General features: G+C 71.9%; 10 protein-coding genes and 2 pseudogenes. 1 reads left to right on the forward strand and 11 read right to left on the reverse strand.

Annotated elements, in window-relative coordinates; all coding sequences use genetic code 11:
• Positions 1 to 44: 44 nt before the first annotated feature.
• From efeO to ACNAVT_RS01180, 11 genes and pseudogenes are all read right to left on the reverse strand, one after another.
• Positions 45 to 1,175, reverse strand: a complete 1,131-nt coding sequence (gene efeO, locus ACNAVT_RS01130) for an iron uptake system protein EfeO (RefSeq protein WP_416291923.1) — start codon at positions 1,173 to 1,175, stop codon at positions 45 to 47.
• 28 nt (positions 1,176 to 1,203) lie between these two features.
• Positions 1,204 to 2,091 (reverse strand): iron uptake transporter permease EfeU, encoded by an 888-nt coding sequence (efeU, locus tag ACNAVT_RS01135; protein ID WP_416291925.1) that lies wholly within the window; start codon positions 2,089 to 2,091, stop codon positions 1,204 to 1,206.
• Between the two features lie 280 nt (positions 2,092 to 2,371).
• A complete protein-coding gene (gene ahcY / locus ACNAVT_RS01140; RefSeq protein ID WP_416291927.1) occupies positions 2,372 to 3,898 on the reverse strand; it encodes an adenosylhomocysteinase in 1,527 nt (508 codons plus the stop codon).
• Positions 3,899 to 4,217: 319 nt separating this feature from the next.
• A complete protein-coding gene (gene manA, locus ACNAVT_RS01145; protein ID WP_416291929.1) occupies positions 4,218 to 5,372 on the reverse strand; it encodes a mannose-6-phosphate isomerase, class I in 1,155 nt (384 codons plus the stop codon).
• 2 nt (positions 5,373 to 5,374) lie between these two features.
• On the reverse strand, positions 5,375 to 6,385 hold the full coding sequence (locus tag ACNAVT_RS01150) for a cation diffusion facilitator family transporter (protein WP_416291931.1): 1,011 nt from the start codon (positions 6,383 to 6,385) through the stop codon (positions 5,375 to 5,377).
• Positions 6,386 to 6,455: 70 nt separating this feature from the next.
• Positions 6,456 to 7,652, reverse strand: a complete 1,197-nt coding sequence (locus ACNAVT_RS01155; protein ID WP_416291933.1) for an SIS domain-containing protein — start codon at positions 7,650 to 7,652, stop codon at positions 6,456 to 6,458.
• Positions 7,649 to 7,861: a Trm112 family protein gene (locus ACNAVT_RS01160; protein ID WP_416291935.1), complete on the reverse strand. Its 213-nt coding sequence runs from the start codon at positions 7,859 to 7,861 to the stop codon at positions 7,649 to 7,651. Before ACNAVT_RS01160 ends, ACNAVT_RS01155 begins: the two co-directional genes overlap by 4 nt.
• Positions 7,862 to 8,069: 208 nt before the next feature.
• Positions 8,070 to 9,056: a hypothetical protein gene (locus ACNAVT_RS01165; RefSeq protein WP_416291937.1), complete on the reverse strand. Its 987-nt coding sequence runs from the start codon at positions 9,054 to 9,056 to the stop codon at positions 8,070 to 8,072.
• 116 nt (positions 9,057 to 9,172) lie between these two features.
• Entirely contained in the window at positions 9,173 to 9,856 is a 684-nt protein-coding gene (gene nfi / locus ACNAVT_RS01170; protein ID WP_416291938.1) for a deoxyribonuclease V, read from the reverse strand.
• A gap of 21 nt (positions 9,857 to 9,877) precedes the next feature.
• Positions 9,878 to 10,525: a tetratricopeptide repeat protein gene (locus tag ACNAVT_RS01175; protein ID WP_416291940.1), complete on the reverse strand. Its 648-nt coding sequence runs from the start codon at positions 10,523 to 10,525 to the stop codon at positions 9,878 to 9,880.
• A 25-nt stretch (positions 10,526 to 10,550) separates the two neighbouring features.
• Positions 10,551 to 10,643 (reverse strand): annotated as a pseudogene (locus tag ACNAVT_RS01180) (DUF664 domain-containing protein); the annotation flags it as partial.
• A 93-nt stretch (positions 10,644 to 10,736) separates the two neighbouring features.
• Here ACNAVT_RS01180 and ACNAVT_RS01185 point away from each other — a divergent pair.
• Positions 10,737 to 11,861, forward strand: a pseudogene (locus ACNAVT_RS01185) (RNA-guided endonuclease InsQ/TnpB family protein).
• The last annotated feature ends 272 nt before the right edge of the window (positions 11,862 to 12,133 follow it).

The following is a 12,133-nucleotide window of genomic DNA, read 5'->3' on the forward strand; positions in this document are numbered from 1 at the left end:
TCGCTCGCTGCGCTCGCTCATGCCGCCGCTTCCCTGTCCGGTCGTCAGCGGGCGACGACCGCGGCCACCTTGCTGATCGGCTCGGCCAGCGCGTTGATGCTGTCCGACAGCTCCTTCAGCTCGGCCTTGGTGAGCTCGGTGTGCAGCTTCCAGCCGTCACCGGCCCGGTGCTTGCCGAGAGCAGCCTCGACGTTGGCGAACTCGGTGTCGAGCTGGCTGATCAGCTCGGGCGAGCGCTGCTCCAGCGCCGGGCGCAGCGCGGCGATGGCTGCCTTGGAGCCCTCCAGGTTGGCGCTGAAGTCCCAGAGGTCGGTGTGCGAGTACCGCTCCTCCTCGCCGGTGATCTTGCCGCTGGCGACCTCGTCGAGCAGCCCCTTGGCGCCGTTGGCGAGCTGGAGCGGGGTGAGCTTCTCGGCGTTGGCCTTCGCGACCAGGGCCTTGACGTCGGTGACCAGCTGGTCGGCGATCGGGCCGTCCTTGCTGATGTCGCCGCTGGTCCAGAGGTCCTTCTCGATCCGATGGAAGCCGGTGAACTCCATGCCCTCCTCGACGACCTCCTCGCGGCCGTCGATCTTCGGGTCGAGGTCGCCGAAGCTCGCCGCGACCGGCTCGATCCGCTCGAAGTAGGTGCGGGTTACCGGATACAGCGCCTTGGCCTTCGCCACGTCGTTGGCCTTGACCGCGGCCGCGAACTCCTCGGTCTTGGCCAGCAGCGCGGCGGTCTGGCTCCTGACGTAGCGCTGGTAGCTCTCGGTGGCCTGGCTCAGCGCGGCGTCGGGCGCGACGGTCGCGGCGGTGCCACTGACCTTCAGCGCGCCCCGGATGCCCCGGCCGCTCATCCCGGGCTTGCAGGCCGTCTCGTACGTCCCGGCGGACAGCTCGACGCGGAGCTCGCGGCGCAGCCCGGGCGCGATGTTCTCCACCTCGCCCATCACCCGGTCACCGGCGGCGTAGACGTAGAACTCGTTGACCTTGGACCCCGAGTTGGTCACCGCGAAGGTCACCTGCCCGGCCTCGACCTCGGTGGTGCCGACCTCGCAGGCGGTGTCGGTGGCCTTGACCACGATCGACCCACCGGCCTTCGCGTCCTTCTTGTCGTCGCCACTGCAACCGGCCAGGCCGGCGACGACGAGCACCCCGGCGGCAGCGGGCACGACGAATCGGGTGGTACGCATCGGGCTGTGTCTCCTCGGAAACGGGCGATCAGGCGGGCTGCACGGGGCTGACGGGTGCTTCGGTGGCCGACTTCGCCGCCGCGGCCGGCTTGGCCGGGGCCGCCGGCTTACCCGGCTTGCGCAGGAAGAGCAGCATCACCGGCACCGCGTACGCCACCCAGGCGACCATCTCGAGCACGCTCGGCGTGGCGGTGATGTTGAACATGCCGCTCAGCAGGGTCGCGTACCAGCTGCTCGGGTCGAGCACCGAGGAGATGTCGAAGGCGTGGTTGTTCAGGCCGGGCACCAGGCCGGCCTCCTGGAAGTCGTGCACGCCGTACTTGAAGATGCCGGCGGCGACCAGGATCAACAGCGCGCCGGTCCAGGTGAAGAACTTGCCCAGGTTGAGCTTGAGGGCGCTGCGGTAGAGCAGGAAGCCGATCACCACGGACGTGGCGATGCCGCCGATCAGCGAGAGCAGCGGGCCGCGGCCCGCGCCTCCGGCCGCGCTCTCGGCGGCGGAGTAGAAGATCAGTGCGGTCTCCAGGCCCTCGCGGATGACGGCGAGGAAGGCCATCCCGGTCACGGCGAACGCGCCGACGGCGAGCGCGTCGGAGAGCTTGCCCCGCAGCTCACCGGCGATACTCCGGGCGGCCTTGCGCATCCAGAAGATCATGAAGGTGACGAAGACCACGGCGGCGACGGAGGTGACGGCGTCGAAGAGTTCGCGCTGCTTCGAGGTGTTGAGCAGCGCGGTCGAGGTGTATTCGATCACCCAGCCGAAGAACACCGACAGGGCCACGGCGAGACCGACCCCGAGCCACACGTGCGGCAGTCGGTTGCGGCGGTTCGACTTGACCAGGAACGCGACCAGGATGCTGACCACCAGGGTCGCCTCCAGGCCCTCCCGCAGGCCGATCAGGTACGTGGCGAACATCGGTACTCCGTCGTTGGTTAGGCACGCCTCAGTTAAGTTAGGGCAGCCATACCTTCCCCCCGATCGGGCATCGCGTCAAGTCGTTCGCGGCAACGTCACCCGGCAGAACAGCAGGTGGACGCTCCCGCTGCTCCCGCTGGTGGCGCAGGTCACCAGGGTCGGTCGACCCACCCGACCATCGGGAGCCGGCGCGCAGCGCCGGAGGAGGCGGGCGCCCGCGTACGCGAAAGGGACCGGGACGGCCGCGCGGCGGCCGACCCCGGTCCCCTCCAAACGTGGCTCAGTACCGGTAGTGCTCCGGCTTGAACGGGCCCTCCTGCGCCACGCCGAGGTACGCGGCCTGCTCCTTGCTGAGGGTGGTCAGCTTGGCGCCGAGCGCCTCCAGGTGCAGTCGGGCGACCTTCTCGTCCAGGTGCTTGGGGAGCACGTACACGCCGATCGGGTACTCGTCGGTCTTGGTGTAGAGCTCGATCTGGGCGATGGTCTGGTTGGCGAACGAGTTGGACATCACGAAGCTCGGGTGGCCGGTGGCGTTGCCCAGGTTCAGCAGGCGGCCCTCGGAGAGCACGATGATGGCGTGGCCGTCGTCGAACTTCCACAGGTCGACCTGCGGCTTGATGTTCTCCCGGGTGACGTCCGAGCGCTTGGCCAGGCCGGCCATGTCGATCTCGTTGTCGAAGTGGCCGATGTTGCCGACGATGGCCTGGTGCTTCATCCGGGCCATGTGCTCGTTGGTGATGACGCTGAAGCAGCCGGTGGCGGTAACGAAGATGTCGGCCTGCTCGACCACGTCGTCCAGGGTGGCGACCTGGTAGCCGTCCATCGCCGCCTGGAGCGCGCAGATCGGGTCCACCTCGGTCACCACGACCCGGGCGCCCTGGCCGCGCAGCGACTCGGCGCAGCCCTTGCCCACGTCGCCGTAGCCGAGCACGACGGCCATCTTGCCGCCGATCAGCACGTCGGTGGCCCGGTTGATGCCGTCGATGAGCGAGTGGCGGCAGCCGTACTTGTTGTCGAACTTGCTCTTGGTCACCGAGTCGTTCACGTTGATGGCCGGGAAGAGCAGGGTGCCGGCGCGGTGCATCTCGTAGAGCCGGTGCACGCCGGTGGTGGTCTCCTCGGTGACGCCCTTGATGCCGGCGGCGATCCGGGTCCACCGCTGGCCGTCCTCGGCGAGCGAGCGGTGCAGCAGCCCGAGGATGACCGCGTACTCCTCGGAGTCGGCGGACTCGACCGGCGGCACGACGCCGGCCTTCTCGAACTCGACGCCCTTGTGCACCAGCAGGGTGGCGTCACCGCCGTCGTCGAGGATCATGTTGGGGCCACCGCCGGCTCCGCCGGCATCGCCAGCTGAGCCGTCCGGCCACGTCAGGGCCATTTCGGTGCACCACCAGTACTCCTCCAGGCTCTCGCCCTTCCAGGCGTACACCGGGACGCCGGCCGGGGCCTCGGGGGTGCCGTTCGGGCCGACGACGATCGCGGCGGCGGCGTGGTCCTGGGTGGAGAAGATGTTGCAGGACGCCCAGCGGACCTGCGCGCCGAGCGCGACCAGGGTCTCGATCAGGACGGCGGTCTGGATGGTCATGTGCAGCGAGCCGGTGATCCGGGCGCCGGCGAGCGGCTGGGCGTCGGCGAACTCGCGCCGGATCGCCATCAGCCCGGGCATCTCGTGCTCGGCGAGCCGGATCTCCTTGCGCCCGAACTCGGCGAGCGACAGATCCGCCACCTTGTAGTCGCCCTCGGCGAGGGTGCTCGGCCGGGCTCCGGACGACGCGCCGCTGGGGGCCGCCGGGAGGGTGCTGGTCATGGAAGCTCCTGTCGGACGAAGTGCTGCGCAGCCTTCCACCTTACGCGCGTGGAGTTCTTCGGCCGTGCCCGGTTGGCCGAGGACGGACGGCCCGCGGTCGGCGGACAGCGCACGGGGCGGTCGGTCGTGAACGGACTTTCCGCCCACGGCCCGGCCGCCCCGTGCATCCCCCCGGTTTGGTTCCCCGCGCGTTACCGGACTTCGTCGCGACAACGCTGCGTACTCATAGAGTCACACCGAGCAAGGATCGCGTCAAGCCATTTCGGGAAAGTCGGACTCGTCAGGGCATGGTCGATCGCCGTGCCGGGAAACGGCCGGGTCAGTTCAGGCCGCAGGTGGCGACGAACGCCTCGCCCTCGCCGCCGATGACCAGCGGGCCGCTGGCCGCGGCGGTGCCCACCGCCGCCTGCCCGGGCCCAAGGACGACACTGCTCACCCCGTCGTCCACGGCGAGCTTGCCGGCGCGGCAGAGCACCACGCGCGGGCCCGGTAGCGCCAGCCGCGTCCCGGGACCGCCGGCCGCCACCTCGACCCGGTGCAGCGCGAAGTCCTCGACCGGCACGGGCCAGGTCACCACCCCGGGCGCCACCGGAACCGGCGCGACCACCGGCTCGGCGAGCACCTCGAACCGCAGCACCCGCAGCAGTTCGTCCACGTCGACCCGCTTCGGCGTGAGGCCGCCGCGCAGCACGTTGTCACTGGCCGCCATGATCTCCACGCCGGCGCCCCGGAGATAGGCGTGCAGGTTGCCCGCCGGCATCCAGATCGCCTCGCCAGGGGCCAGCCGGACGTGGTGCAGCAGCAACGCCACCAGCACCCCCGGGTCGGCCGGGTAGTCGACCGCCAGGCCGCGGACCAGCGCCGCGTCCGCACCGGTGACCTCCGCCGCCAGCACGTCCGCCACCAGTCCGGCCCGCTCCGCCTTCGGCCAGCTCAGCAGCAGGCGTACCGCCTCCCGCAGCCCCGCCGGCCCGGTCCGCAGCGCCGCGACCACCGGATCCAACGCCGGTACGCCGAACGCGGCGATCGCCGCCGCCGACTCGGCCGGAGGGCGGAACCCGCAGAGCGCGTCGAACTCCGACAGCGCGACCAGCAGCTCCGGCTTGTGGTACGGGTCCACGTAGTTCACCCGTTCACCGTCGGCCGCGTGCCCCGCCCGGGCCTGCTCGGCATCCGGATGGGCCTGCAGGCTCAGCGGGGTCTCCGCGGCCAGCACCTTCAGCAGGAAGGGCAACCGGATACCGAACCGGCCGACGAGCCGCTCCCCCAGCCAGTGCGCCGGCTCGGCGACCAACAGCTCGGTGAGGCTGACCGGACTGCCGTCCCGGTCCACCGTCGCCGGGGCACCCGGATGGGCGCCCAGCCACAGCTCCGCCTCCGGCCCGTCGCTCGGCACCGGACGCCCCTGCAGCTCGGCGATCGCGGTACGGGAGCCCCAGGCGTAGTCCCGGATCCGGCCCTGCAGTAGCTCCACGCTCAGCTCCCGGGCTGCCCGGCCGTCTCGCCCGGTCCGGACTCGTCGGGCTGCGACACAGCGGTGTGCGAGGCGGCACCGGTGCCGGCCCGGTCCGCCGCCGCGCTGTAGATGTCGGGCTCCAGATAGATGACCCGGGCGATCGGCACGGCGGCACGGATCCGGGCCTCGACGGCGTTGATGCCCCGGGCCAGGTCCTCGGCCGTCTCGCACGGCGGCACGGCGATCTTCGCGGCCACCATCAGCTCCTCCGGGCCCAGGTAGAGCGTCTTCATGTGGATGATCCGCTCGACCTCCGGGCCGCTGGTGACCGCCCGCTCGATCGCGGACACCTCCGTCGCCTCGGCGCCCTCACCGAGCAGCAGGCTCTTGGTCTCGATGGCGAGGACGATCGCGATGGCCACCAGCAGCACACCGATCATCGCGGTGCCGAGGGCGTCCCACTTGCCGTTGCCGGTGGCCAGCGTCATGCCGACGCCGAAGAGCGCGAAGGCCAGACCGACCAGCGCGCCGAAGTCCTCCAGCAGCACCACCGGCAGCTCGGGCGCCTTGGCCCGCCGGATGAACTTCACCCACGACTGGCTGCCTCGGATCTGGTTGGACTCCTTGATGGCGGTACGGAAAGAGAAGCCCTCCATCGCGATCGCGACCACCAGCACGATCACCGGCACCGCCTGCCACTTGGTGATCGCCAGTGGGTGCGACCACTTGTGATACGCCTCGTAGAGCGCGAACAGCCCACCGATGCTGAACAGCACGATCGACACGATGAACGCGTAGATGTAGCGCTCCCGGCCGTAGCCGAACGGGTGCTGCGGGGTGGCCACCCGCTTGGCCCGCCGGCCGCCGAGCAACAGCAGGCCCTGGTTGCCGGAGTCCGCGACCGAGTGGATCGCCTCGGCCAGCATCGACGAGGAGCCGGTCAGCAGAAACGCGGCGAACTTGGTGACGGCGATGCCGATGTTGGCCGCGAGAGCGGCGACGATCGCCCTCGTCCCACCGTTCGCGCTCACGCGGCCACCCCGCTCCGGCCCATACGGGTCGCCGCACCGGCGGGCTCGCCGGCCCGCCCTCTGCGTCCGCTCACTGGTTCGCCAGCTCCTTCATCTCTGTGATGGCCGGGACGGCCATCGGATCCAGCCCGTGGGCCAGGGCGAGGTAGACCGCGGCGAAGTCCGGGACCGCCATCAGCGAGGCGAGCCGCTCCAGCGCGGAGCCACCCTCGGCGGTGACCACGTCGCAGCGCACCCCGCGCCGCTCGGCCAGGGTCTGCACCGCGTCGGCCCGCCGCTCCTCCACGGCGAGCGGCTCATCGGTGTCGTCCCCCGCGTTGAGCCCGCCGTCACGCAGCAGCACCAGCCGCAGCCGGGTGGCGCCGCCGGCGGTCTCGTCGGGGTCGGCGAAGATGTCCCGCTGCCCCTCTGCCAGCCCGCCGAAGACGCCGTCGAGCAGGCCGACCCGGCCCCGCCCTGCCTCACCCAACGCCCCGGTCACCACCGGGTAGCGGGCGTTCGCCGACAGCGTGTCGCCGAACCGGCGGGCGGCCACTGTCGCCAGCGGGGACGAGCCCCAGACGATCGGGATCGACCCGGCCAGGCCCAGGGCCAGCGACTTCGCCGGGTTGACGAACGACTCGGCGGTGGGGCGGCACCGGTCGGCGTCGGCGTCCAGCCGGGCCGCGGTCTCGGCCAGGTCCGCCTCGTTCACCTTCACCAGCCCGAGCGTACGGGCGGCGAGCAGCACCGGCACGGTGAGTGCCCAGAGGCTGGCTCGGGCCGGGGCCCGCCGCGGCACCGGGATGAACGGCGCCCGGGCCCGCTCGGCCACCGACTGGAGCTGCGAATCCGGGGCGCCGACGGCGACCAGGCGGGCGCCCCGCCGGTGCGCGGCCTCGGCCGCGCCCAGCGCCTCGGGGCTACGCCCGGAGGCGCTGACCGCGATCACCACGTCCGCCGCGCCCACCCAGCCCGGCACACCGGCACTGCGGTGCGGGATCACCGGCACCGGGCAGCGCGGCCCGGCCACCGTGGCCAGCACGTCCCCGGTACGCCCGGCGGTGCCGATGCCCGCGATGACCACCGCGCGCGGGCGCCCCTCGTCGGCCAGCACACTCAGGTTCGCCTCGGCGGCCAGCGCGGCCGACTCGCGTACCTGGGCGCCCCCGGAAGCGGTGAACCGCAGCATGCCGCCCGGGTCCTGCTCGGCCAGCCGATCGGGGTTGTCCAGCAGCGACTCGTCGGCGTGCCGGTGCCCGCTGACTCCGGCCGTACCCTCCATCACCGCTGCGGCCCGGAGCCGCCGCGCGCGTCGTCCGCGACGGGTCCGCCGCGCGCCTCGTCCAGCAGCAGCACCGGCACGTCGTCGCGAACCTCGAAGATCCGGCCGCACTCGGTGCAGGTCAGCGTCTGCGCCTGCGGGTCGTAGTCGAGCGGGGCGTGGTGCGTGTCCGGGCAGGCGAGGATCTCGAGCAACTGCGGGTCCAGGGCCACGGCGCGGCTCCTTCCACGTATGCGGTCTCACCGGTCGGCGGTGCCGTCCGGCGCACGCGATCTTATCGGCGAACCGGCGCGGGCACCGCGCCACAGAGCGAGATCATCTCGATGCCGTCGGCGCCCACCGGCTTTCGTGGGCGCCGACTCGGGTAGGTCGCCGCCACACACCGTCACCGTAACCCGCGGCGACCGGCCGGGCCCCGGGTCAGCTGGGCAGCATGCTGGTGGCGTCGCCGCCGGGGACCGCCGGCGGCTCGCCCGCCGGACGGTCGGCCGTGGCGGCGGGAGCGCCGTACACGCTGCCGGTCGGGCGGGGCGTGGCGGTGCCGTAGACGGTCGGGGTGGGCGGCTGCTGCCCGTACACCTGACCCGCCGGAGCCCCCGAGCGGTACGTGGTGCCACCCGCGTTCCGCGACAGCGGGACCTGCGGGTGGACGGCGGTGTACTCGTCGACCTTGTCCGCGCGGTTGCGCCGGACCAGCAACACGATCAAGGCGGCGCCGACGAGCACCAGGGCGATACCGAACCACATGACGGGGGAACCTCCGGAGGACGAGTCGGCGGCAGCGGCGCTGGACCCGACGGCCGGGCCGACCGCGGCGGCCGCGGCGGCCGGCGGGTCGCTCGGCAGGGCGGCTGCGCTCGGGGTCGGGGACGGCTTCCGCGTCGGGGTCGGCGTCGGGCTCGCTGCCTTCGCCCCACCGACCACCCGGGCGGAGGTGTCCGCCCGGCCGAGGGACCGGCCCGACGCCGCGGACGCCTCGCCGACCACGGTCAGCCGACCGCCCGGCGCGCCGGCCAGGAAGGCGACCCGGTAGCGGACCGTCTTCCCCTTGCCCTTGCAAAGGGTCGGTTCGGCCGGCGAGGTAGGGGCCGTGGCGACCCCGCCGTCACCGCCGGACACCCCGACGGGCACCCACCGTCCACCGGTGTTGACCTCCACCTGGACCTGGTCGGGCCGGACGCCGTCGAGCCGCATCCCCAGACCAGTGCGGAGCAGAACGCAGCCGTCGGTGCGCTTGCGCACCTCGATCGCGACGATGCCCGGCGACCCGCCGGCCGTGAAGGTGCTCGCCGAGCGAACGTGCACCCGGTCCTCGGCGGCCAGCGCCGGGGCCGCCCCCACGGTCACCAGGCCACCCAGCATCACGCTGACCGTGGCCAGCCGCGCCGCGTGCCGCCTCACCGACATCTCCACCTCACCGTTCCCACCCCGACGGGGTCCGCCGGGTCAGGCTACTACCGGCTCGGAGTGGTACCCGCCCATCGAGCGCTCAGCATGTGCGCCGCGACACGCCGGACCGGCGGTCAGGCCAGCGCCCGCCGGGACAGCCGGTCGGCCGTCCGGGTGGTCTCTGGCAGCCGGTACCGGGGCGTCAGCGACAGCACCCGGTCGGCGGCGTTGGCGAGGCTCATCCGGTGGCCGACACTGACGAACACCGGCTTGACCCCGCCCCGGGTACGCAGCACCCGGCCGACCACCTCACCGCCGTCACGCAGCGGCGTCCAGGCACCCCGCTCCGGTCCCGGCTCCGCCCACTCGCCGACCAGCGGCGTCTTCCCCACCCCGATCGCGGGCAGGCCGGTGACCAGTCCGAGATGGCAGGCCAGCCCGAACCGGCGCGGGTGCGCCAGCCCGTGCCCGTCGCAGACCAGCAGCTCGGGGCGGACGGTCAACCGGTCCAGGGCGGCCAGCAGCGCCGGCAGCTCGCGGAACGCGAACAGCCCCGGCACGTACCCGAAGGCGGGCCGGCCCACACTGACCGCCTCGTCGACCACCGCCAGGGTGGCGGCGTCCAGCACCGTCACGGCCGCTGCGAACCGGTCACCGGTCTCCGCGTACGCGACGTCCAGGCCCGCCACCGTCGCGGGCGCGGTCGGGCCCGGCCCGACCAGGTCCACCCGCGACCGCAGCTCCTCCTGTACGCGCAGCGCCTCCGCGACGTCCGCAGGCGGCACGTACGGGACCTGATCCTTCCGCGTACCCGTCACCCGCCCACCGTAGCCAGCAGATCAGTTGCTCAGCGGAGAGAGGTTTGCCCGTGCTTCCTCAGCCCACCGCACGATGGCGCGCGCTGCGGAGGCCTCGGCGACCGCCGTGGCCTCGTCGACCATCGCAAGCGCCCGGTCGAGGTGCCCCTGCTCGGCGGCGAGGTAGCCGAGCGCGACCAGGTTCGCGGCCACGCCGGGCAGGAACCCCGCCTCCCGGCGCAACCGGGTCGACTCCTCCATCCCTTCCCTGGCCACGTCGAGCCGGCCAGCGGCGCGGTCCAGGAACGCGAGGTGCCGCAGCACGTACGACAGGGTCACCCGGTCGCCGGCCAGCGTGGCCAACTCCCGGGCGCGTGCGAAGGCCGGAGCTGCCGCCTCTTCGTCGCCGCGGATCACCTGGTGCACGCAGCCCACCCAGAACCGGGCCTCCCCCTCACCGCGCGGGTCGCCGAGCCGCTCGTAAAACTCGGCTGCCCGCTCGAAGAGCTCGAGCTCCCGCGGGTCCTCAAGTTTCTCCTCCAGGTAGCGCGCGTGCAGCACCCGGCCCCGCGCCAGCGCGAGATCCGCCTCGACCGCGTCCAGAGTCCGGTCGGCGGTGGCCAGCGCGGCACCCCTGCCGCCGAACACCGCCTCCTCGTACAGCTCCCGCGCCCGCTCGATCCGATCCATTACCCGCTCCCGCCCCTGTCGTCGGTTACTGGCCCACCCGGCCGCCGATCCGCTCCCGTAGCAGATCGGCGTGGCCATTGTGTCGGGCGTACTCCTCGATCATCTGTACTGCGGCGCGGAGACCCGGCCGTTCATGGCCGGGAGGAAACGCCGCCCCTCGATGGGTTGTCTTATATGGACGGTTGCTATGGTGTGAGGCGTGGGTGGGGTGGTGACGCGGGCGTACAAATACCGCTTCTACCCGTCTGCTGAGCAGGCCGAGCTGCTGAACCGCACCTTCGGGTGTGTGCGTCTGGTGTACAACCGGGCGCTGGAGGCCCGCACCCGGGCGTGGGCGGTTGAGCGTCAACGCACCACGTATGTGCAGTCCTCGGCGTGGTTGACCGAGTGGAAACGCACCGAGGATCTGGCGTTCCTGAACAAGGTGTCGTCGGTTCCGCTGCAGCAGACGCTGCGGCATTTGCAGGCCGGGTTCGTGGCGTTCTGGGACAAGCGGTCCCGGTACCCGCGTTTCAAGTCCAAGCGCAAGTCGCGGGCGTCGGCGGAGTTCACCCGCTCTGCATTCCGATGGCGTGATGGTCAGCTGATCCTGGCCAAGATGGGTGCTCCGCTGGACATCGTGTGGTCGCGGCCTCTGCCGGAAGGGGCGGAGCCGTCCACGGTCACCGTGTCTAGGGATGCTGCCGGCCGCTGGTTCGTGTCCATCCTGGTCGAGGACCCGACCGTGCAGCCGCTGCCGTCGGTCACCGCGGAGGTGGGGGTGGACGCCGGTATCACCAGCCTGCTTACCCTGTCCCACCCGCTCCCAGGGGTGAGTGACGAGCAGGGGAAGGTGGCCAATCCGCGTTTCGGGCAGGCTGACCGGCGCAAGCTAGCCAAGGCGCAGCGGAACCTGGCCCGCACGCGGAAGGGCTCCCTGAACCGGGCGAAGGCCCGGCTCAGGGTGGCCCGGATTCATGCCCGGATCGCTGATCGGCGTCGGGACCACCTGCACAAGCTGACCACTCGACTTGTCCGTGAGAACCAAACGGTCGTGATCGAGGACCTCAGCGTGCGGAACATGCTGCGCAACCCGCGCCTGGCCCGTGTCATCTCCGACGCGGGCTGGTCCCAGTTCCGTGACATGCTGGAGTACAAAGCCCAGTGGTACGGGCGTGAGGTGATTCCCGTCGACCGGTGGTACCCGTCTTCCAAGGCCTGTTCGGCGTGCGGGCGGATCAACACCACCCTCGCCCTCAACGACCGCGCTTGAACGTGCCCGGGTTGCGGGGTTAAGCACGACCGGGACATCAACGCTGCCAAGAACATCCTCGCCGCCGGGCTGGCGGAGAGGTAAAACGCCTGCGGAGCTGGTGTAAGGCCTCAAGGGAACTCCTCCCGGAAAGGCAGTCGGCGATGAAACAGGAAACCTCACGGGCGACCGTGAGAATCCCGGCCTCTTCAGGGCCGGGAGGATGTCAAGTGCACCAGCAGCTCGCGGGCTGATCTCCTCCCCGTCGGCCATCCGGGCAGGAATGCCGCGGTCCGGCGTCGCGGCCACCAGCTCGTCGTCGAAGCCGCCGTCGGAGCGCGGATCGTCCTCCGCCTTGACGAACATGTTCGACCAGG

The sequence above is a fragment of the Micromonospora sp. SL4-19 genome (assembly GCF_047921475.1).
Classification (GTDB): Bacteria; Actinomycetota; Actinomycetes; order Mycobacteriales; family Micromonosporaceae; genus Micromonospora.